The sequence below is a fragment of the Salipaludibacillus agaradhaerens genome (genome assembly GCF_002019735.1).
Classification (GTDB): Bacteria; Bacillota; Bacilli; order Bacillales; family Salisediminibacteriaceae; genus Salipaludibacillus; species Salipaludibacillus agaradhaerens.
This window is the reverse complement of the sequence record NZ_KV917378.1, coordinates 2,841,311-2,864,121: the sequence shown is the minus strand read 5'-3', so window position 1 is coordinate 2,864,121 and position 22,811 is coordinate 2,841,311. Positions and strand designations below refer to the sequence as shown.

Below are 22,811 nucleotides of genomic sequence, written 5' to 3'. Positions count from 1 at the left end.
TATAAATGAATAAAGTGCTGCAAATGATGTTAAATAAGAAAATTATCTTTTGTGGAGGAAAAGGAGGAGTGGGAAAATCAACGACTGCTTCCTCCCTTGCAATAGCCGCAACCAAAAATAAAAAAAAGGTTCTATTAATTTCTACAGATCCAGCTCATAATTTAGCTGATTTATTTCATACGAGTTTAAGTCATAAACCTAAAAAAGTGGCTGAAAATTTATCAGTGATTGAAATAGATTCTGAGAAAGAAACAGATCGCTATATATCTCAAGTGAAACAACATTTAAAACATGCTGTAAAAGCCACGCTGATCGACGAAGTCAATCGACAGTTGGACTTAGCTAAAACAGCACCAGGAGCTGAGGAATCAGCACTGTTTCAACGATTAACGACATTAATTGTTGAGGAAAAAGAACATTATGATTTACTTATTATTGATACAGCACCAACTGGTCATACACTCCGACTTATAACATTACCTGAATTAATGGGAGCTTGGATGGATGGCATGATAGAACGTCGGGGAAAAACAATGGAAAACTATACACAGCTAATTTTTGACGGGCAACCTGTTGACGATCCTATTTATCGTGTTTTGGAAGAACGAAAGGAGATGTTTGCAAAGGTACGTCATACGTTGCTAAATAAAACAGAAACAGCTTTTGTTTTTGTTGTGAATCCAGAGAAATTGCCTATCCAAGAAACATTTCGCGCTGTTACAACCTTAAAACGTCATGACTTCCCTGTAAGCGCTCTTATCATTAATAAAATTCTTCCAGAAGAAGTTGAAGGAGTTTTTTTCAAAGCGCAAAAAAGACAACAACATATTTACTTAAAGGAGATTGAAACGGTATTTAGCGGCATACCGACATTGTGTATACCGCTTTTAAAAGAAGATATTACACATGTGGGTCATTTGGCACAGGTCGCACATTATCTCAGTGACGATAAGAATTTAAAATAGGATTTACAGGTATTGAATTAGGCCTTTTTGTTTGTAATTAAGATGTTTGTAATGAATTTTTTGGTAAAATAGTTGACTTTTTTCCTAGTTTACTTTCAATATAGAAGTAACATGGACGAAGGGCGGGCATTAATAATGAATGTGAAAACACAAAATCTTATCCCTGGATGCATTTTAGCTGAAGATGTTTATAAACGATCGAATACACCATTGCTACGGAAGAAAACCGTTCTAACGGAAGAGCATTTACGAATGCTAGTTGTATTTTTAATTGAACGGGTAAAGGTAGAGCCTATCCTTGTAAATGGTGAGGTTTTTAAGCCTGGAGAAGGGATTAGTTTAGAGTTAGAGGAAAAAGAGTCAGATTTAAAACAAGACATTCCTGAAAAAGAAGATACTTTTATTGACTATTATTTACGAGCTGTCCAACAGTTTAAAAGGTTGTTTAATGATTGGAAAGGTGGCGTAAAAGTTGATGCTTTTGCTGTGAGGAACGTTTTCCTACCGTTATATGAACAGTCCCCCACTAAAAGTGATTTAATGCAACTCCATCACTATAGTACAAAGCAAGATTATATTTATTTTCATTCAGTTGCAGTCAGTGTTTTTAGTGCTTTATTGGGTAAACGATTAGGATTGAAAAACGGAGAAGTGATTCAATTAGGGATTGCAGGACTGTTAGCAGATTGTGGTATGGCAAAGTTACCATTTAACGCATTTGAGAGAAAAAGCACTTTAACTTCTGAACAGTATGAAGAGGTAAAGAAGCATCCAATCATTGGTTATCGCATGTTAGAAGATACCCAAGGGCTTACTAAAAATGCGTTAGTTGGAATTCTACAACATCATGAAAGAGAGGACGGAAGTGGTTACCCTCTAAAAGAAAAGGGAAGTAAGCTTCACAAATATGCAAAAGTGATTGCTATTGCTGATGTATTCCATGCCATGACTTCTGAAAGATATTATCGGTCTAAACAGTCCCCTTATAAAGTGATTGATTCATTGAAAGTGGACCAATTCGGCAAATTAGATCACTCTTTACTAAACCACCTTATTCAAATGACTGTAGATTTATCTATTGGAAGAAAAGTCCGTTTGAATAACGGGATGATCGGAGAAGTCCTTTATCAAAATTACCAGCATCCGACACGTCCAATACTTAAACTAATTGATGAAGGAGAAATATTACTCGATTTATTGAAGCACCCAGAGATTGTTATCGAGGAAGAATTATTGGACTTCCATAGAGAAGAAGAAATTAATGTGTAATAATTCTTGGAAGAAGGGGTATATCCCTTCTTTTTTCTTTTGATCAATAAACATTCCCATATTAAAATAATCGTGACATGCACCATTAAATAAATCCTTCCATACAATATGGATTATGAAGGCACTTAAATAGTTAGTTTAATTTAAATATGGAAGGTGTATATAAATATAGAAAGAATGATTTATTTTAAAAAAAGAGTTGCATTACTATATTTTTTTGTGGTATATTATTAAACGTTGCTGAAAAAACAAATCAAAATTAATTCTGGTGAAAATCACACTCTCACAGTGTTGACATAAGGAGTAGATTTTGATATGATATATAAGTCGCAACAACAGAGAAAGCGCACTCATTTTTTATGAAAGAAAAGAGTGTAGTTGACCTTTGAAAACTAAACAAAAAGCCAAGCAAAGTGGGATATGAAAATATCCCGTCAAAGAAACAAAGCGTTGAGTGGAAACATTCAACAACGCCAGACGAAAGTTTGGACATGATGTCAGAGACATCGAACTCTATCGGAGAGTTTGATCCTGGCTCAGGACGAACGCTGGCGGCGTGCCTAATACATGCAAGTCGAGCGCAGGAAGCCGGCGGATCCCTTCGGGGTGAAGCCGGTGGAATGAGCGGCGGACGGGTGAGTAACACGTGGGCAACCTACCTTGTAGACTGGGATAACTCCGGGAAACCGGGGCTAATACCGGATGATCATTTGGATCGCATGATCCGAATGTAAAAGTGGGGATTTATCCTCACACTGCAAGATGGGCCCGCGGCGCATTAGCTAGTTGGTAAGGTAATGGCTTACCAAGGCGACGATGCGTAGCCGACCTGAGAGGGTGATCGGCCACACTGGAACTGAGACACGGTCCAGACTCCTACGGGAGGCAGCAGTAGGGAATCATCCGCAATGGGCGAAAGCCTGACGGTGCAACGCCGCGTGAACGATGAAGGTTTTCGGATCGTAAAGTTCTGTTATGAGGGAAGAACAAGTGCCGTTCGAATAGGTCGGCACCTTGACGGTACCTCACGAGAAAGCCCCGGCTAACTACGTGCCAGCAGCCGCGGTAATACGTAGGGGGCAAGCGTTGTCCGGAATTATTGGGCGTAAAGCGCGCGCAGGCGGTCTCTTAAGTCTGATGTGAAAGCCCACGGCTCAACCGTGGAGGGTCATTGGAAACTGGGGGACTTGAGTGTAGGAGAGGAAAGTGGAATTCCACGTGTAGCGGTGAAATGCGTAGATATGTGGAGGAACACCAGTGGCGAAGGCGACTTTCTGGCCTACAACTGACGCTGAGGCGCGAAAGCGTGGGGAGCAAACAGGATTAGATACCCTGGTAGTCCACGCCGTAAACGATGAGTGCTAGGTGTTAGGGGTTTCGATACCCTTAGTGCCGAAGTTAACACATTAAGCACTCCGCCTGGGGAGTACGGCCGCAAGGCTGAAACTCAAAGGAATTGACGGGGGCCCGCACAAGCAGTGGAGCATGTGGTTTAATTCGAAGCAACGCGAAGAACCTTACCAGGTCTTGACATCCTCTGACACCTCTGGAGACAGAGCGTTCCCCTTCGGGGGACAGAGTGACAGGTGGTGCATGGTTGTCGTCAGCTCGTGTCGTGAGATGTTGGGTTAAGTCCCGCAACGAGCGCAACCCTTGATCTTAGTTGCCAGCATTCAGTTGGGCACTCTAAGGTGACTGCCGGTGATAAACCGGAGGAAGGTGGGGATGACGTCAAATCATCATGCCCCTTATGACCTGGGCTACACACGTGCTACAATGGATGGTACAAAGGGCAGCGAGACCGCGAGGTTAAGCGAATCCCATAAAGCCATTCTCAGTTCGGATTGCAGGCTGCAACTCGCCTGCATGAAGCCGGAATTGCTAGTAATCGCGGATCAGCATGCCGCGGTGAATACGTTCCCGGGCCTTGTACACACCGCCCGTCACACCACGAGAGTTTGTAACACCCGAAGTCGGTGCGGTAACCTTTTGGAGCCAGCCGCCGAAGGTGGGACAGATGATTGGGGTGAAGTCGTAACAAGGTATCCCTACCGGAAGGTGGGGATGGATCACCTCCTTTCTAAGGAGCTATTAAGCTCAGCTTATTAAAACTTTGCTTTGGCTATTTTGTTTAGTTTTGAGAGGTTAAACTCTCAGATAGAAAAACTTACCCGTTGGGTAAGAATCGACCTTTGAAAACTGGATAACGAAAGACTGATAAATGACATCACCGGTTCACAATCGCTTGATTTAATCAAACGATGAGAGAACCGAGTGTCTTAGAAAAAGGCCATTAAGACGCCTAAAACCGCCTTTTTAATAAAGGAAAGGGTTTAAGCCACCTGGTGATAAGCCAGAAGTGTGTTTAAACAAAGAGCATCAAAGAGATCGAGGAAGCAAGTGAGCGCAACACCGGAACGTACTGAGGTACGTGAGGATGGTGAGCGAACGCAGCTGACGACGAGCTCTGCCGATGATCTGCGGTTTAAGAGGTTAAGCTAGAAAGGGCGCACGGTGAATGCCTTGGCACTAGGAGCCGATGAAGGACGGGACGAACACCGAAATGCTTCGGGGAGCTGTAAGTAAGCGTTGATCCGGAGATATCCGAATGGGGGAACCCACCGCCTGTAATGAGGCGGTATCCACACCTGAATCCATAGGGTGTGAGAAGGCAGACCTGGGGAACTGAAACATCTTAGTACCCAGAGGAAGAGAAAGCAAATGCGATTTCCTGAGTAGCGGCGAGCGAAACGGAATCAGCCCAAACCAGAAGGCTTGCCTTCTGGGGTTGTAGGACACTCCATACGGAGTTACAAAGAGTGATCGTAGGTGAAGCGACCTGGAAAGGTCCGCGGGACAAGGTAAAAGCCCTGTAGCCGAAACGGTCACTCCTCCGGAGTGTATCCTGAGTACGGCGGGACACGTGAAACCCCGTCGGAAGCAGGGAGGACCATCTCCCAAGGCTAAATACTTCCTAGTGACCGATAGTGAACCAGTACCGTGAGGGAAAGGTGAAAAGCACCCCGGGAGGGGAGTGAAATAGATCTTGAAACCGTGTGCCTACAAGTAGTTGGAGCCCGTTAATGGGTGACAGCGTGCCTTTTGTAGAATGAACCGGCGAGTTACGATCCCGTGCAAGGTTAAGTTGAAGAGACGGAGCCGCAGCGAAAGCGAGTCTGAATAGGGCGCCAAAGTACGTGGTTGTAGACCCGAAACCGGGTGATCTACCCATGTCCAGGGTGAAGTCCAGGTAACACTGGATGGAGGCCCGAACCCACGCACGTTGAAAAGTGCGGGGATGAGGTGTGGGTAGGGGTGAAATGCCAATCGAACTCGGAAATAGCTGGTTCTCCCCGAAATAGCTTTAGGGCTAGCCTCGAGGGAAGAGTGTTGGAGGTAGAGCACTGATTGGACTAGGGGTCCCCACAGGATTACCGAATTCAGTCAAACTCCGAATGCCAATCACTTATCCTCGGGAGTCAGACTGCGAGTGCTAAGATCCGTAGTCAAGAGGGAAACAGCCCAGACCATCAGCTAAGGTCCCCAAGTATACGTTAAGTGGAAAAGGATGTGGAGTTGCTTAGACAACCAGGATGTTGGCTTAGAAGCAGCCACCATTTAAAGAGTGCGTAATAGCTCACTGGTCGAGTGACTCTGCGCCGAAAATGTACCGGGGCTAAACGTATCACCGAAGCTATGGATGGCCACCGTCAGGTGGCTGTGGTAGGGGAGCGTTCCAAGGGCGTAGAAGCATGATCGTAAGGACATGTGGAGCGCTTGGAAGTGAGAATGCCGGTATGAGTAGCGAAAAGAGGGGTGAGAATCCCCTCCGTCGAAAGCCTAAGGTTTCCTGAGGAAGGCTCGTCCGCTCAGGGTCAGTCGGGACCTAAGCCGAGGCCGAAAGGCGTAGGCGATGGCAAACAGGTTGATATTCCTGTACCACCACGTTTCCATTTGAGTGAAGGGGGGACGCAGGAAGGTAGGGTAAGCGCACCGTTGGATGTGTGCGTCGAAGCAGTGAGACTGACAAGTAGGCAAATCCGCTTGTCGTAAGGTTGAGCTGTGACCGCGAGTGAACTAAAGTAGCGAAGTTCCCGATCCTACACTGCCAAGAAAAGCCTCTAGCGAGGAAACTGGTGCCCGTACCGCAAACCGACACAGGTAGGCGGGAAGAGAATTCTAAGACGCGCGGGAGAACTCTCGTTAAGGAACTCGGCAAAATGACTCCGTAACTTCGGGAGAAGGAGTGCTCTTGCGGGTGAATAGCCTGCGAGAGCCGCAGTGAACAGGCCCAAACGACTGTTTATCAAAAACACAGGTCTCTGCGAAGCCGCAAGGCGAAGTATAGGGGCTGACACCTGCCCGGTGCTGGAAGGTTAAGAGGAGGGGTTATCCCTTACGGGAGAAGCTCTGAATTGAAGCCCCAGTAAACGGCGGCCGTAACTATAACGGTCCTAAGGTAGCGAAATTCCTTGTCGGGTAAGTTCCGACCCGCACGAAAGGTGCAACGATTTGGGCACTGTCTCAACGAGAGACCCGGTGAAATTATATTACCTGTGAAGATGCAGGTTACCCGCGACAGGACGGAAAGACCCCATGGAGCTTTACTGTAGCTTGATATTGGATTTTGGTACAGCTTGTACAGGATAGGTAGGAGCCTTGGAAGCCGGAGCGCCAGCTTCGGTGGAGGCATTGGTGGGATACTACCCTGGCTGTACTGGAATTCTAACCTCGAACCGTGATCCGGTTCAGGGACAGTGTCAGGTGGGCAGTTTGACTGGGGCGGTCGCCTCCTAAAAGGTAACGGAGGCGCCCAAAGGTTCCCTCAGAATGGTTGGAAATCATTCGTAGAGTGCAAAGGCATAAGGGAGCTTGACTGCGAGACCTACAAGTCGAGCAGGGACGAAAGTCGGGCTTAGTGATCCGGCGGCACCGTATGGAAGGGCCGTCGCTCAACGGATAAAAGCTACCCTGGGGATAACAGGCTAATCTCCCCCAAGAGTCCACATCGACGGGGAGGTTTGGCACCTCGATGTCGGCTCGTCGCATCCTGGGGCTGAAGTAGGTCCCAAGGGTTGGGCTGTTCGCCCATTAAAGCGGCACGCGAGCTGGGTTCAGAACGTCGTGAGACAGTTCGGTCCCTATCCGTCGCGGGCGCAGGAAATTTGAGAGGAGCTGTCCTTAGTACGAGAGGACCGGGATGGACACACCGCTGGTGTACCAGTTGTTCCGCCAGGAGCATGGCTGGGTAGCTACGTGTGGCAGGGATAAGTGCTGAAAGCATCTAAGCATGAAGCCCCCCTCAAGATGAGATTTCCCATCACTTTATGTGAGTAAGATCCCTCAGAGAAGATGAGGTTGATAGGTCTCGGGTGGACGCATGGCAACATGTGGAGCTGAGAGATACTAATCGATCGAGGGCTTAACCAAAAGCAAGTCGTCTTTTCTCTAAGACATGATGTCCTATCAGTCCCGTTATCCAGTTTTGAAAGGTCGATAAGACCTTGATATGTTCAGTGACAATCGCGGAGAGGTCACACCCGTTCCCATGCCGAACACGGTAGTTAAGCTCTCCAGCGCCGATGATAGTTGGGGGCTCTCCCCCTGTGAAAGTAGGACGTCGCTGAGCGACTGAGGACACTCTTATGAGAGTGTCTTTTTTGTATGTATAGGAATGGATGCGCTGAAACGAGGGATTGGAAGGACAAGCAAGTCAAGGAAGCAAGAGAGGGAAGCGCGGAGTGCCCTATGGGCATGAGCACTGGACGAATGTAGGTGACGAAGAGATGCGCCATTCAGCCAATCCCTCAGAGCGCCGAAGAAAGTTGGAGGCCTCCCCCTTGGGAAGTCATCTCTGCTCTCTATTTTGAGATTGGCGTTTTACGGACGTTTATCTGTGATAAAAAGGGACCGTACAAAATTCATTAAACCATAATTAAGTAAATATTTTTAATAGGAACGCTAATGGAGAGAGGGCCGTTTTTTAAATGCCATTAACTTAAGTAAAGAAATAGTAATTTGTTTTTTTGAGTATAGCTGAAGTCATTCTATTTTTTTCTAATCCAAGCCTCATTTTCAATAAGTGGCACCTCAAATGTTATTTTTTTTAATAAAAAATAACATTTGAGATAGGGTTAGTTATTCAGAGATAAGATGATAAACGACATATAGAAATTTTTTTAAGTGAGGGTTTAAAAATAAATGTAAGCATTACTTGAAGTAAAGTAAATCGTTACTCTACTCCTTTTTAGGGAAAAAGAATTGATTAATGAGCCAAGGACTTTTGGATTGGGAGACTTCTAACCACTTTGTAATTACTGGGAGGTCATTAGAGGAGAAAGAATAAATAAGGTCTCCCCACCATTCTGTCTCATAACGGCAAATCATACTTAGCTGATAGAGCAGCATATAATGAACGAGTAATTCAGGTGTACGTGGTATCTCTTCTGGATAACGAGGGATATATACTATGCCGCTCATACTTGCTCGAATAAGACACAATTGTGATAAAGTCTCAGGTTGTATTCTAAAATGAATACTTTCCTCTTTATTTTGAACAATTATGTTTGGATCAGATAAATCGTTTACGAGACGAAGCCATCTTTGGAACTCATGATCTTTAAAATTTAGGCATGCCTTTTTAAGTAAGTAATTGTCTGGAGCAGTCATCACATTTAATGGTACAAGCCCAGTTTCATTAAATAGTGAAAATAAAATCGTCTGCATTTCTGGAATGTTGAATAGCAAGTGGCGCATTTTTATTTTTTCACCGGTTACTTGCTTTATATTAAACAACTTTGATGATAAATAAGGAAATAGTCCTTCTTTTTGGTACCTAACTTCATCTGAAAGGAATTCATAGCCCTGCTTTTTCCGCTTTCTTGCTGATAGACCATGAGCTAATACTTGAGTTGTGGCTGGATAATCAGGATCAATGGTTAATAACGCTGCTTTTAACCAATTAGATAGGCCATAAAATAGAAGGACCGGTTTAATGGAAAGGGGAGCACGTTTACCTTGATCAAAATAATGAGAGCCGAGATCGATGTAATAAACGAATGAGTAACAGCATTTATATGCTTTTTCTTCAGGATGGGTAAAATAGGCTTTATAGTGATTAGTTAGGTAGTTTTTTGCAAAATCTGCAGATTGAAATAATGTCGTAAAGGGTGGTTGTTTGACCATAAATAGCTCCTTTTTGAGTCATTGTTGTCGGTTGTATAAAAGACTGAATCTTTAAACTATAATCCTTGTCTTGACAGTAGTTTATCCTATTGTTAATCTACTAATAATATTTTGGCCAATTTGTGAAAGGGGAATGAAGGCATGTGGGAGAAAAAATTTGAGAAAGAAGGTTTAACGTTTGATGATGTGTTGCTAACACCAGCTAAATCAGAAGTTTTGCCTAGGGATGTATCGGTTAAAACAAAGTTGTCGGATAAGCTTCAATTAAACATTCCAGTGATTAGCGCTGGAATGGATACAGTGACGGAAGCAGGAATGGCTATTGCTATGGCACGTGAAGGTGGACTAGGCATTGTTCATAAAAATATGTCTATTGAGGAGCAAGCTGAGCAAGTTGATCGGGTAAAGCGATCTGAGAGTGGTGTTATTACGAACCCTTTCCATTTAACAGAAGACCACCAAGTATTTGATGCTGAGCATTTAATGGGTAAGTATCGTATTTCTGGTGTACCTATTGCGGATGAAAATGAGAAATTAGTTGGTATTATTACCAATCGTGATCTCAGATTTATTGAAGATTACTCTATTCCTATTAAAGATGTCATGACCAGCGAAGGCCTTGTCACTGCTTCTGTGGGTACGACTCTTGAAGAAGCACAGAAGGTATTGCAAAAGCATCGCATCGAAAAACTTCCATTAGTGGATGATGAAGGTAAGTTAAAAGGACTTATTACAATTAAAGATATCGAAAAAGCAATTGAATTTCCTAATTCAGCTAAAGATCAACAGGGACGGTTAATAGTAGGTGCTGCTGTAGGAGTAGGTGGGGATTCAGATGCTCGTATTAAAGCACTTGTGGAAGCAGGAATTGATGTTTTAGTTATTGATACAGCTCATGGTCATTCACAAGGTGTCATTGATAAAGTTAGAAGTGTCAGAAATGCCTATCCAGATCTTGATATTGTAGCTGGAAATGTGGCGACAGCTGAAGCCACAAGAGACCTAATTGAAGCTGGCGCTAATATTGTGAAAGTAGGGATTGGCCCAGGCTCCATCTGTACGACTCGTGTAGTAGCAGGAATCGGTGTCCCACAAGTAACCGCTGTATATGATTGTGCAAGTGAAGCTCGTAAACATGGGGTACCTATTATAGCAGATGGTGGCATTAAGTATTCTGGCGAAATAACAAAAGCATTAGCTGCTGGTGGCCACGCAGTCATGCTAGGAAGCTTGCTTGCTGGTGTTGCTGAAAGTCCAGGTGAGACAGAAATTTTCCAAGGTAGGCAGTTTAAAGTTTATCGGGGAATGGGCTCACTAGGGGCTATGGAAAAAGGAAGTAAAGATAGATATTTCCAAGAGAATGAGCAAAAGCTTGTTCCTGAAGGAATAGAAGGACGTACACCATATAAAGGACCATTAGCCGATACTATTCACCAACTTGTAGGGGGATTGCGAGCAGGCATGGGATATTGTGGAACGGCGACAATTACAGCTCTACAAGAAAATACTCATTTTATTAAAATTACAAACGCAGGACTTCGTGAAAGTCACCCACATGATGTACAAATTACAAAAGAATCACCAAACTATTCAGGGTAAGTTGAAATAAACTAATAGATAGGGGTCTCCCCTATCTATTTTTTTAGTGAGGAATATGGTAAAATGACGTTTGTTCACTATTGCGATAAACAGATTAAAAGCCATCACGGTAAGGTGATTTATATAGATATTAGATCGTAAGAAGAGGTGGAAAAAGTGGTGAGAAAATTAAGTTTTTTGTTGTTAATTGTATTAGTTACGATATCCAGTATGTTTACAGTTGCTGGAACAGCCGATGCCTCTTATGATGCAGGTGTTGACACAGTCATACTTGTAGATGCAGGTAGCGGAAAGATTTTGTATCAACAAAATGCAGATCAGGCTTTACCGCCAGCGAGTATGACAAAAATGATGAGTGAGTACATTATTTTAGAAGCGATTAATAATGGGGAAATTGCTTGGGATGATATTGTCCCTGTCAGTGAATATTTAGCAGGATTGTCCCATGATCGCGGTTTATCGAATGTACCGATGAGAATCGATGAAGAATATACTGTAAGAGAATTATATGAAGCTGTAGCGATATATTCTGCAAATGGTGCAACAATGGCTCTGGCAGAGCTCATCGAAGGGTCTGAAGGTGCCTTTGTAGAACGCATGAATGAAACAGGAAAAGAAATTGGTATGGGGACGACACTTCGTGACGCAGGAGAAGAATATGGTATTGGAAATATAGATGATGTAGCAGACGAAGGATTAGGTGATTTTCAATTTGTTAATTCAACTGGATTACCAAATCATCTGTTAAATGGGAATCATCCCGAAGGTACTGGGGAAAATGAAGATAATTACATGTCCGCTAAAGCGGCCGCAGTTCTTGCTTATCACTTAGTTAATGATTATCCTGAAGTCCTTGAAACAGCCAGTATTCCAGAAAAGATTTTCCGTGATGGCACAGAAGATGCTGTGACAATGCAGAATTGGAACTGGATGCTTGAAGGTACACAATTAACGGAATTAGATAATGAGTATATTGATGGTCTAAAAACAGGTCATACAAATGCAGCTGGTTTTACTTTTACTGGAACAGGAGAGCGTGATGGTCAGCGATTTGTCAGTGTCGTGATGGGGGCTCAGTCCGAAGTAGAACGATTTAATGAGACTGAACGACTTATGTCATGGGGCTTCAATAATTTTTCTGCACACGAACTATTTCCAGCAGACATGACGCTGGAAGGCCATGAAACAGTCCCAGTTGCCAAAGGGAAAGAGGATGATGTCGCGATAGCATCTAGTGAGGCTATCACAATGGTAATTCAGGAGGAGGATCTAGAAGCTTACTCCTATTCATTTGAAGTCGATGAAAGTCTTTTTACCGCCTCTGGAAAACTTGAAGCACCTATTGAAGAAGGGACAGTAGTTGGACAACTTGTTGTAACCTATAATGGTGAAAGTGATGAAGCGTACTTGCCAGGAGAAGAAGGTAGCACTTCTGTAGACGTGGTGACAACCGAAAATGTGGAGCGTGCAGGCTGGTTTTCACTTATGTTACAAGGAATTGGTAACTTTTTTGCTGGTTTATGGTCCACTGTCGCTGATACTGTGCGTGGCTGGTTCTAAGTTAAACGTTTATACTTTTCTGACTATAATAAATAAAACCCTATTAATTTTATCGGATTTTTAGTTATAATAGAAGGTATGTAATTTAAGCAGATAATAAATTACTAATCTAAAGGGGGATCCTCATGGATAGACAAGTAGGGACTGATCGTGTAAAACGAGGTATGGCAGAAATGCAAAAAGGCGGTGTCATCATGGACGTGGTGAACGCTGAACAGGCTAAAATTGCTGAAGAAGCTGGAGCGGTAGCGGTCATGGCACTTGAGCGTGTGCCTTCAGATATTCGAGCAGCTGGTGGCGTAGCAAGAATGGCTGACCCACTCATTGTCGAAGAAGTGCAAAATGCCGTTTCAATTCCAGTCATGGCTAAAGCGCGTATCGGTCATATTGTAGAAGCTCGTCTTCTTGAAGCACTAGGTGTAGATTATATTGATGAGAGTGAAGTATTAACACCTGCTGATGAAGTCTTTCATCTAAATAAGCGAGATTATACGGTACCTTTTGTATGTGGCGCTCGTGATTTAGGAGAAGCTGCCCGTCGAATCGGTGAAGGAGCTTCTATGATTAGAACGAAAGGTGAACCTGGGACAGGTAATATTGTTGAAGCGGTTCGTCATCAACGTCTTATGCAAGCTCAAGTTAACAAAGTTATTGGCATGTCAGAAGATGAGTTAATGACTGAAGCAAAGAATTTAGGTGCCCCTTATGAAATCTTACTAGACATTAAGCGTAATGGTCGTTTACCTGTCGTTAACTTTGCTGCTGGGGGTGTGGCTACTCCGGCTGATGCTGCACTGATGATGCAGCTTGGATCTGATGGTGTCTTTGTTGGATCAGGGATCTTTAAATCTGAGAACCCACCGAAATTTGCTAAAGCCATTGTTGAAGCTACCACACATTACGATGATTATGCCTTAATTGCTGAATTATCAAAAGGGTTAGGTCCCGCTATGAAGGGGATTGAAATTTCGGCCATTGAAAAGAAAGACCGGATGCAGGACCGTGGTTGGTAAAGACCCAGGAGGAAAATGAAAGAGGTGTGTGCCACCATGATTAACATCGGTGTCCTAGCCCTTCAAGGGGCAGTTAGAGAGCATGTAAAAGCGTTACATGCCTCTGACGTAACCATTACAATTGTGAAGAAAAAAGAACAGCTTGATATGATTGATGGGCTTGTTTTTCCTGGTGGAGAAAGTACGACGATGCGGAGGCTCATTAATTTATATGGTTTTTATGAACCCCTACAAGCATTTGCTAAAATGGAGAAACCGATTTTTGGCACATGTGCAGGTGCTATCCTTATGGCTACTGAAATTGTAGGTCAAACAGAGCCCCATTTATCGGTAATGAATATGACGGTAGAGCGAAATGCATTTGGCCGACAACGCGAAAGCTTTGAAGCTTCATTAAAAATGGAGCAGGTGGGTGAGGATGTGGAAGCGATCTTTATTCGTGCGCCTATTATTACACGCGTTGGTCCAGAAGTAGATGTACTTGCCACATTTGATGGTGATATCGTGGCTGCTAAGCAAGGCCCATTCATGGCTTGTTCTTTTCATCCTGAATTAACAGAGGATAATCGGATGCATCAGCATTTTGTACAGATGGTCCGTAACTATCACCAGATCCATACTTGATTTTAATCGTGACAATCGGTTATGCTATAATTACTAAACTTATAAGTAAATGTGACGACAGGAATTAGTAACGGAAGAACATTGTCTTCAGAGAACCGGTATCTGCTGAAAGCCGGTGTCAATGCTCCGTGAATCCATCCTCGAGCACACTAGCTGAACGTATAATAGGCGTGATGTTCACACGTTTAATATCTTTAGGCTGGTGCGGGCTCTCGACCGTTAGAGAGGACAAGGTGGAAGCAGGTATAATCTGCTTTAACCAGGGTGGCAACGCGGGTTAACTCTCGTCCCTGATTTATTCAGGGATGGGGGTTTTTTATTATTTAGAAGAAAGTGTCATAGTATGAACCCAAAATAATGCTAGTTCTTCTTGTTTTAACGATTGAGAAAATCCATAAAGGACATAACGTCTTATAAGGTGATGCTAAGGTTTATTTTTACCGTTAACTTTCTCAGAGTGTCATACAATAAAAAGGAGGTCCATTATTATGTTAGATGTAAAATTATTAAGAAACCATTTCAATGAGGTGAAAGAAAAGCTTGCTCAACGTAACGAGGACATTACAGCATTAGATACTTTCGGAGAACTGGATGAAAAACGCCGTCGTGTTATTCAGCATGTTGAAGAATTAAAAAGTCGGAGAAATACCGTTTCCCAGGAAATATCTCAAATGAAACGGGAAAAGAAAGATGCCAGTCATGTTATTGAAGAGATGCAAAAAGTATCAACTGAGATTAAAAAGTTGGATGAAGAGCAACGGCAATTAGATGAGGAGCTCACTCATTTATTGTTAACTCTACCAAATATCCCTCACGAGAGTACGCCAGTAGGGGCAGATGAGGATGACAATACGGTCGTACGTGAATGGGGAGAGATCCCTTCTTTCTCTTTTGATGAAGAAGCTCATTGGGATATTGCCAAAGAATTGAACATTGTTGATTTTGAACGAGCAGCTAAAGTGACAGGTAGTCGTTTTGCCTTCTATAAAGGAGCTGGAGCACGTTTAGAGAGGGCACTTATTAACTTTATGATGGATTTACATGAGGATGAACATGGGTATACAGAAGTTCTGCCACCTTACATGGTTAATCGTGACAGCATGACAGGAACAGGGCAATTACCTAAATTTGAAGAGGATGCTTTTAAAATTCGAGAAGAGGACTACTTCCTTATTCCAACAGCCGAAGTACCTGTAACAAATATGCATAGGGACGAAATAATGGATGTTAATGAACTTCCTAAAGCGTATGCAGCTTTCAGTGCTTGCTTCCGCTCTGAAGCCGGCTCAGCAGGCCGTGATACTCGTGGCCTTATTCGTCAGCATCAGTTCAATAAAGTAGAACTTGTTCGCTTTGTTAAACCGGAAGACTCTTATGAGCAACTGGAGCTATTAACGTCTCAGGCGGAGAAAGTTCTTCAATTATTAAAGTTACCGTATCGTGTACTAAACATGTGTACCGGCGATCTTGGTTTTACCGCTGCTAAAAAGTATGATATTGAAGTTTGGATGCCAAGTAATGGCACCTATCGTGAAATCTCTTCTTGTAGTAATTTTGAAGCCTTCCAAGCAAGGCGTGCTAATATTCGTTTTAAACGGGACAAAACGGCTAAAGCTGAATATGTTCATACGTTGAATGGTTCTGGACTCGCAATAGGGCGAACTGTAGCAGCCATTTTAGAGAATTACCAACAAGAAGATGGTACAGTGCATATTCCTGACGTCTTAGTCCCTTATATGGGTGGAAAAAATATAATTAAAAAATAATAATAGGGCTCACCCTTTTCTTTTTCGAAAGGGTGAGTTTTTTATAATATGTTCTGAAAATAATAAATACCATTATTGCTATCTTAAAGAAGGATGATTTATGTATAAATTTTCATAAAAATATCCCAAAAAAATGTGAAAGCGTGTATAATTTATTAGTGAAAGTTTTGAAAAGTTAATGATAAAGGATGTAATCAACTAACAAATATCAAGATAGGTAGCGTGTTTTTAACGGAACTTATACTGATAAATGAGCTTAAACATTTTATATTTAAATAGTTTTAACTGATGTCAGATGGGGAATATTTGGAAAAGTAATTGAAAAGATAGCCAAACAATCCTTGATTGCAGCGACGTAGGAGAGGGGAGTGTTTAAGCCATCGTGAGGAACTTCTTGATATAAAAAATTTACACAAGGGGTTTTATATTGAGGGCGGCAAGTATTATACGGTTAAAGAGGTGTCATTAAACTTCTGTGCCGTAGGTGAATCAGGTTAGTGTTATTGTCACTCTCAACAAAGGTAGAGATTTACTATAATGGGACAAACCTTATCCTGTTAAGTGAGGAGGATATGAATCGTCTCCGTGGAAATGTAATTAAGTATGATTTTTCAGAAGCCAATGCCAGCATTCAATTCTGTTCTTACTATTTTTTTAATTGAGTGAAGTACTTGTTTATATGCACAGATGTCTTAGGAGGGCAATTCGCCGTAAAAATATATTTCTACTAAAACAAGTTGGAATTGCTAGGCCGAAACAGATTATCAAGTAATATCCTCATTAACTTTCTGGTGGGCCACTTCAGAGAGCGCTCTTGTCAGCCTAAGTTATATAATTGGAATGAACCAACGACTCCTTTGGATGTAACAGTACAAACAAAAATTATAGGCAGATCTAGGTTAATTGCGCATTCTTGGAGTTGTAGCGGAAATAGCAGAGCGGGTTCTCTGTATGCTGGACAATTGCGGAGAAGGCGAATGTAGACAGGCTTTTTAATACACCGATGCCTCTGTCTACTAAGGTTCTAATTCTGCTATCCCCAAGCAGAAACGTAAACGAAATAATCTATCAGGTGAAATACCAAGTTGAAGGATGCCCTGAAGCGGTGGCAGAATGTTGTGCTAAGAAGCCTGAATTAATAGAAATGATGGAACACCACACCGTCTCGTGTTTGCTTTATAAATAATGCTGTTATGGTCAGCTCACTTATTTAGGAGGAATGACAACGATGAAAAAAATAATTGTTATATGTGTACTTTTAACAGTCTTTAGTTTAACAGCATGTGAAGGCAACTCAGGGGACACTAATGATATAAATTCAGCTAATAGTATAGAAAAAGGGGAAGAACCCAAAGGTGGTATTTTAACATATGGGGAGACATCATCTTTTTCCGGTGTGTTAGATTGGGCACATTATGAAAATTTTAATGATAGTATTGCTCTAAATATCTTTAGTCCAGACAGCTTATTTAAAACGGGTGAAGACTTGCGACCAGAACCAAATTTAGCTAAAAAGTGGGAATGGTCAGATGATAAGAAAACAGTGACTTTTTTTATTGAAGAGAATGTGAAGTGGCATAATGGAGAAAAGCTTACCGCTGAGGATTTTGAATTTGCTTGGGAAGTGATGGCTCATGCAGATTATACCGGTCCACGTGTCTCTAATGTCAATATCATTCAAGGCTTCAACGATTATCATACAGGTGAGGCAGATTCTTTAAGTGGGGTTAATATTATCGATGAGTATACCCTTGAAGTCACATTTAATGAAGCATACCCAAATGCTATTGAGCAACTTTGGCCATATCCGATGCCAAAAGCGTATTTGGAGCATTTGGAGGTAGGTGAACTTGAGGATGCTGATGAAATAAGACAAAAACCAGTTGGGCTAGGAGCATATAGGGTGACACAAATCATTCCTGGCGAGCTTATTGAATTTGAAGCGTTTGATGATTACTGGAAGGGCAAACCAAATCTTGATGGCGTTAATTATCGTATTGTAGATGGCGCCCAAGCAGCTGAGCTTTTAACGCAAGGGGAGATAGATATTATAAAGTTAGAAGCTTCTCAAGCTGTTACCCTTAAAGATGACGAACGTGTGATACTTGAAGAAGTTGAGGCTTTATCTTACGCATATTTAGGGTTTAAACTAGGGCATTGGGATGTAGAGAAAAGGCAAAACGTGATGGATAATGAAAAATTCCAAAGTAAACAATTACGGCAAGCGTTTGCCTATGCACTTGATCGACAAGGTATGATCGATTCGTTCAGTGAAGGATATGGGACAGTGATTAATGCGCCAGAGTCTGTTATCAGCTGGGCTTACCCTGACGAAGGCATGTTGAACCAATACGAGTATGATCCTGAGCAAGCGATGGCGTTACTAAAGGAAGCTGGCTATGATGATATAACGGGTGATGGATTTGTTGAAACACCAGAGGGAGAAGAATTTACGGTGAATTTGACGGTTATGGATAGCCCTTCTAACATTGCTGAACCAAGAGCACAATATATTATTCAAAACTTACAAGATGTAGGAATTAATGCCCAATTGCATGATGGTCAATTGTATGATTACAACCTTTTTTATGATTTAGTACAAGGAGATGACCCTGATATAGATTTATTTTTAGGTGCTTGGAGTCTTACGTCTGACCCAGATCCTACTGGTCTCTGGAAATCAGATGATTTATGGAATTATACGCGTTGGGTAAATAAAGAATCTGATAAATTAATAGAAAAAGGACTTAGTATGGAGGCTTTTGATGATGAATATCGGCGTGAGGTCTATCAAGAATGGCATCAACTCGTGAACGAGGAATTGCCTATTATACCGTTAAGTTCCCCAGTGAATATTTATGGTATGTCACATAGTACAGGTGGTGTAACCCCTGATCTTGCAGATGCTGTTACGGATGCTCACCTTTGGTACAAACGACAGTAAGTCACTGAAATAAGGGGAATTGTCATGTTACTCTATATTTTAAAACGAGTCCTTATCATGATCCCAATCATGTTGATGATCTCTATCGTTGTATTCGGTTTGGCCTTAATGATGCCGGGGGATGCTCTTTCTGGTCAAATTGACCCGGCTAATCAAAATGCTGATTATATTGAAGGGATGCGGGAAGAACTTGGATTGAATGACCCGATACCTGTTCAATATGGGCGGTGGCTATCAGGTGTAGTAAAAGGGGATTTCGGTCGATCACATGTTCATCGAATGGATGTAACCGACGTGATTGGACAGCGGTTGCCAAATACCTTGTTGTTGGCCGTCTTATCGCTGATAATTACGTATATACTTTCTTTTTTGATGGGGAGCTATGCAGGAAGACACCCTCATACGATTGGTGATTATGGTATTCAAGGGATAAATTATGTGATGTTGGCTATTCCGAGCTTTGTTGCTGCTATGTTTGCTATTTTTATTTTTTCCTTTCAGCTTGGATGGTTTCCTACTACAGGTAGTGTAGGAGCAGGCGTAGAGGAAGGGACGATGTCTTATTATTTAAGTCGTCTCCATCATGTTGCCCTTCCTGCACTCGTATTAGGAGGGGTAACGACAGCCAGCTATACTCAATTTTTACGAAATGACATTATTGATAATGCACAAAAAGAGTATGTACTTACAGCGAGGGCAAAGGGAATTTCTGAACAGAATATTTACTATAAACATATTTTAAGAAATTCACTTATTCCAATAGTGACGCTTTTTGGATTTGATATTGCCAGTATCATCGGTGGGGCTGTCATTATAGAGACTGTCTTTTCGTTCCGTGGTATTGGAGAACTTCTTATTACGTCTATTGAGAGACGAGATTCCTCTGTTGTAGTAGCTATTACTCTTATGCTATCACTTGCTACACTAGTAGGGAATTTGCTCGCTGATCTTCTATATAGCATAATTGATCCACGAATAAGGTTGAAATAGGGGGAGGCCCATGACAGCTACCCATGGTAAAAGTAAAATACAATCAATAGGCCCATCACCTTGGAAGATAGCTTGGCGGAAATTGCTTCGTAATAAATTGGCAGTCATTAGTCTTCTTTTTCTTCTTGTAGTGTTGGTTTTAGCCTACTTAGCCCCTGTGATCGCTCCAACTGACCCTACTCGTGTTGATATTAGCAATCGGAATCTCCCTCCGGGTGGTGATTATTTGTTAGGTACAGATAATGCTGGGCGAGATGTGTGGACGATGCTTCTTTATGGAGCAAGAACTTCACTGACGATTGGACTTATTTGTACGCTAATAGTTATGACCATTGCGACGATAATCGGTTCCATATCTGGTTATTATGGTGGATGGGTTGATGCTATCCTAATGAGGTTCACAGATTTTATGATGAACTTTCCATTTTTAGTTTTTGTGATTGTTTTAGCGTCTATTGTACGTGATGCAGGTATATGGTCTCTCATTTTAGTATTAAGTGGTCTTTCTTGGACGGGAGCTGCAAGGATTATTCGTAGTAAAACGATGTCAGAGAAAGAAAATGAGTATGTGATGGCTGCGATTTCAATTGGATGTGGACCACATAGAGTTATCAGGAAACATATATTACCAAATATCATGACGACAATTATTGTTCAAGCTTCGCTACTTTTAGCCGCTATGATTGTTGCAGAAACCGCTCTCAGCTTTTTAGGATTTGGAGTGCCTCATGGGACGCCAAGTTGGGGGAATATGATGCAAGAAGCTCGCCAACCTCATGTCATTCGGGCTATGTGGTGGGTGTGGGTACCGCCTGGCTTAGCTATTACATTCACTATTCTTGCCATTCATTTTATCGGTGAAGCCATTAAAGATGCCTTTAATCCTAGGTTCACCCGTTAGCCTGCAATTTCTATGTCATAGCAATCCTTAGCTAAAATGTTGCTTTTACGGAAAAGGTTACTTAGAATTTTTGAGGAAGAAATTCATGGTAAGAACTTTAAAATTCAGCTAAAAATATAAGAGATTGCTTGAAGATGGAGGCCCATTACCTTCATCTTTTTTGTATTGTTCACTAAGGAGTAAATTCAGACTGGTGTTTTAATAATATACAATAAATTTTATGGATGTAATAAGAGATCGAAACGTAAGACGGCGATGCCTCTGAGGATTAATTACAGTTTGAAGTGAAGGTCACACTAATTAGGATTTTCACGTCTATTATAAATTAAGGGATTCATTCAAGTAGAAGTACTAGTATTGCATAAATAAGTCAGTCAAAAAGGAATAACAGGTTAAAGGTGGGACCACCTGACTTTAAGAAACATTAAAACTAAATTACATTAGTGACAAAAAGACAAGTGAAATCCTAATAGGACAGGCTTGCCATTATGCCCTTTTTTATAACCTGTTCACCTCTTTACCTTTAGATAAGAAGTCTCTCAATAATCGAGTCATTAGCGAAAGTAAAATAAGCGGATATTTTTCGGTTAAATGCAGGAAAGAGCCCATTTTGGGAAATATAGGGGGAGTTTTTCCGGTTATGCAAAGCAAAACGACCCATTTCTAAGATTTTCCCGGTCATTAGCGGAATCTCTCCGTCTATTTAAGTTGTTGTCATGGCTCATTACTATTTAAGAGATTTTTTTCCGTCTATTTCTCAGACCGGTTCTTAACCTTCTCCCCCAAGCTATAAGAACGCATCTCATGAAATAAAAGCCATCGAATTACTTCTCAAGTAGATTAAGCACCAACTTTTTAGCATTTAAAAGTTTGGGCGATTCAAACCCCAGTATGTATCAGATTATTGTATTTGTTTGTATGTTTTAGTTCTTAATTTCAAATAACATTTATACAACCCTATTAAAGTAGAAATTAAATGTTCAGCTCAGCCCTCAAATTAATTAAACTTCTCATTTTTCAAGTCATAGGGAGAGTTTATTAGTACTCACTCAAAGTTTTAATAAATAAAGTCACTTTTTAGTCAAACTTAATGTGACGTGGATCACGTAAATGTGTGCGGGGGCCTTTATACAATGGTAAGTGGATGAGACTCATTTTAAGAATATTCACCATGAAAAATCGACCAATGATAACTTTACATGTCTGTTTTGAAAGACGGTGATTATCGGAAGATCAGCCACGTCTGAAGGTCCAATGGTGGAGAAAGGTTTTATCGTCAAACGCCCGACTCAAAATAGGAGATAACAGACGTTCATGTCCTGATTCATTGAACGACCAATCAGTGGAAGAAGAACGACATCCGTGCACTGATTGTAGGTTCGTTTTACGTATCATTTAGAAGTAAAAAAACTGCCTGCTATTAAGAAAGAATAACTTTTTTAAAAAAGGGGGGGGAAGGGGTTGAGAGCATTTAAGGAGCTTATAGTGAGGAAAAAGTTGCTGTTAGTATTAAGCGGAATTTTTATAGGGATTGTGTTGTTTGCAGGGACGGTGGGCTCTATGAAAGCAACGGATTCTCCAGAATTTTGCTCCACCTGTCATATTATGGACGACTACTACGATTCTTTTATGGATTCAAATCATGCCACGCTTTCGTGTAATGATTGTCATGCGCCCAATGATAGTTTAACAGCCAAGCTTGTTTTTAAAGCAAAAGCTGGGGCAAGCCACATGTATATGAATACACTCGGGTCTGATCAGGTTCCAGATAATATTCATGCCACTGCCCAATCTCAGGAAGTCATCGATAAAAATTGCATAACATGCCATGAAGCAGGTTTGGATAATGTGGCGTTTCATGATGTGAAGGAAGGGGGTTGTGTAGATTGCCATCGGCACGTTCCTCATGGGAATGGGGGACATAAACCAGAAGATTGGTTTGATCCGGGCAGTTATGATGCAAGACGTTGATTTTTGTGAAGGGAGGTAATAAGG

General features: G+C 41.8%; 12 protein-coding genes, 3 rRNA genes and 1 other annotated feature. Of the genes, 14 read left to right on the top strand and 1 reads right to left on the bottom strand.

Translation table 11 applies throughout. The annotated features are described in order from the left end of the window. Positions 1 to 5 precede the first annotated feature (5 nt). The 5 genes from BK581_RS13425 (at position 6) to rrf (ending at position 7,863) form a co-directional block, all read left to right on the top strand. Entirely contained in the window at positions 6 to 965 is a 960-nt protein-coding gene (locus tag BK581_RS13425) for an ArsA family ATPase (protein WP_245829046.1), read from the top strand. 135 nt (positions 966 to 1,100) lie between these two features. After that, on the top strand, positions 1,101 to 2,234 hold the full coding sequence (locus BK581_RS13420; protein ID WP_078578637.1) for an HD-GYP domain-containing protein: 1,134 nt from the start codon (positions 1,101 to 1,103) through the stop codon (positions 2,232 to 2,234). 513 nt (positions 2,235 to 2,747) lie between these two features. Continuing rightward, positions 2,748 to 4,314 (top strand): 16S ribosomal RNA (locus tag BK581_RS13415). 411 nt (positions 4,315 to 4,725) lie between these two features. Beyond that, positions 4,726 to 7,664, top strand: a 23S ribosomal RNA gene (locus BK581_RS13410). An 82-nt stretch (positions 7,665 to 7,746) separates the two neighbouring features. Further along, positions 7,747 to 7,863, top strand: a 5S ribosomal RNA gene (gene rrf / locus BK581_RS13405). The 16S, 23S and 5S rRNA genes sit together here, the layout of an rRNA operon. Before the next feature lie 608 nt (positions 7,864 to 8,471). Here the strand turns inward: rrf and BK581_RS13400 are convergent. Further along, entirely contained in the window at positions 8,472 to 9,419 is a 948-nt protein-coding gene (locus tag BK581_RS13400; protein WP_078578636.1) for a YaaC family protein, read from the bottom strand. A gap of 141 nt (positions 9,420 to 9,560) precedes the next feature. On the opposite strand from BK581_RS13400, the gene guaB reads away from it, so the two are divergent. The 9 genes from guaB (at position 9,561) to BK581_RS13355 (ending at position 22,787) form a co-directional block, all read left to right on the top strand. Further along, a complete protein-coding gene (gene guaB / locus BK581_RS13395; RefSeq protein WP_078578635.1) occupies positions 9,561 to 11,018 on the top strand; it encodes an IMP dehydrogenase in 1,458 nt (485 codons plus the stop codon). Positions 11,019 to 11,177: 159 nt separating this feature from the next. After that, positions 11,178 to 12,578, top strand: coding sequence for a D-alanyl-D-alanine carboxypeptidase family protein (locus BK581_RS13390; RefSeq protein ID WP_245829043.1), 1,401 nt, complete (start codon positions 11,178 to 11,180; stop codon positions 12,576 to 12,578). Between the two features lie 125 nt (positions 12,579 to 12,703). Then, entirely contained in the window at positions 12,704 to 13,591 is an 888-nt protein-coding gene (gene pdxS, locus BK581_RS13385) for a pyridoxal 5'-phosphate synthase lyase subunit PdxS (RefSeq protein ID WP_078578634.1), read from the top strand. A gap of 36 nt (positions 13,592 to 13,627) precedes the next feature. After that, positions 13,628 to 14,215, top strand: coding sequence for a pyridoxal 5'-phosphate synthase glutaminase subunit PdxT (gene pdxT, locus BK581_RS13380; protein WP_078579942.1), 588 nt, complete (start codon positions 13,628 to 13,630; stop codon positions 14,213 to 14,215). Between the two features lie 45 nt (positions 14,216 to 14,260). Beyond that, positions 14,261 to 14,510: a binding site (T-box leader), on the top strand. A gap of 193 nt (positions 14,511 to 14,703) precedes the next feature. Further along, positions 14,704 to 15,981 (top strand): serine--tRNA ligase, encoded by a 1,278-nt coding sequence (gene serS, locus BK581_RS13375; RefSeq protein ID WP_078578633.1) that lies wholly within the window; start codon positions 14,704 to 14,706, stop codon positions 15,979 to 15,981. A gap of 1,228 nt (positions 15,982 to 17,209) precedes the next feature. Then, positions 17,210 to 18,925: an oligopeptide ABC transporter substrate-binding protein gene (gene opp4A / locus BK581_RS13370; RefSeq protein WP_169837705.1), complete on the top strand. Its 1,716-nt coding sequence runs from the start codon at positions 17,210 to 17,212 to the stop codon at positions 18,923 to 18,925. 24 nt (positions 18,926 to 18,949) lie between these two features. Further along, positions 18,950 to 19,915: an oligopeptide ABC transporter permease gene (opp4B, locus tag BK581_RS13365; RefSeq protein WP_078578631.1), complete on the top strand. Its 966-nt coding sequence runs from the start codon at positions 18,950 to 18,952 to the stop codon at positions 19,913 to 19,915. Positions 19,916 to 19,925: 10 nt separating this feature from the next. Next, positions 19,926 to 20,816, top strand: coding sequence for an oligopeptide ABC transporter permease (gene opp4C, locus BK581_RS13360; protein WP_078578630.1), 891 nt, complete (start codon positions 19,926 to 19,928; stop codon positions 20,814 to 20,816). 1,461 nt (positions 20,817 to 22,277) lie between these two features. After that, the gene (locus tag BK581_RS13355) at positions 22,278 to 22,787 is read left to right on the top strand and encodes a cytochrome c3 family protein (protein ID WP_143709684.1); all 510 of its coding nucleotides are present in this window, start codon (positions 22,278 to 22,280) and stop codon (positions 22,785 to 22,787) included. The last annotated feature ends 24 nt before the right edge of the window (positions 22,788 to 22,811 follow it).

Bases quoted from the DNA above. Each gene is read 5' to 3' on its own strand.
- BK581_RS13425 (WP_245829046.1), top strand. From the start codon at position 6: ATGAATAAAGTGCTGCAAATGATGTTAAATAAGAAAATTATCTTTTGT.
- BK581_RS13420 (WP_078578637.1), top strand. From the start codon at position 1,101: ATGAATGTGAAAACACAAAATCTTATCCCTGGATGCATTTTAGCTGAA.
- BK581_RS13400 (WP_078578636.1), bottom strand. From the start codon at position 9,419: ATGGTCAAACAACCACCCTTTACGACATTATTTCAATCTGCAGATTTT.
- guaB (WP_078578635.1), top strand. From the start codon at position 9,561: ATGTGGGAGAAAAAATTTGAGAAAGAAGGTTTAACGTTTGATGATGTG.
- pdxS (WP_078578634.1), top strand. From the start codon at position 12,704: ATGGATAGACAAGTAGGGACTGATCGTGTAAAACGAGGTATGGCAGAA.
- pdxT (WP_078579942.1), top strand. From the start codon at position 13,628: ATGATTAACATCGGTGTCCTAGCCCTTCAAGGGGCAGTTAGAGAGCAT.
- serS (WP_078578633.1), top strand. From the start codon at position 14,704: ATGTTAGATGTAAAATTATTAAGAAACCATTTCAATGAGGTGAAAGAA.
- opp4A (WP_169837705.1), top strand. From the start codon at position 17,210: ATGAAAAAAATAATTGTTATATGTGTACTTTTAACAGTCTTTAGTTTA.
- opp4B (WP_078578631.1), top strand. From the start codon at position 18,950: ATGTTACTCTATATTTTAAAACGAGTCCTTATCATGATCCCAATCATG.
- opp4C (WP_078578630.1), top strand. From the start codon at position 19,926: ATGACAGCTACCCATGGTAAAAGTAAAATACAATCAATAGGCCCATCA.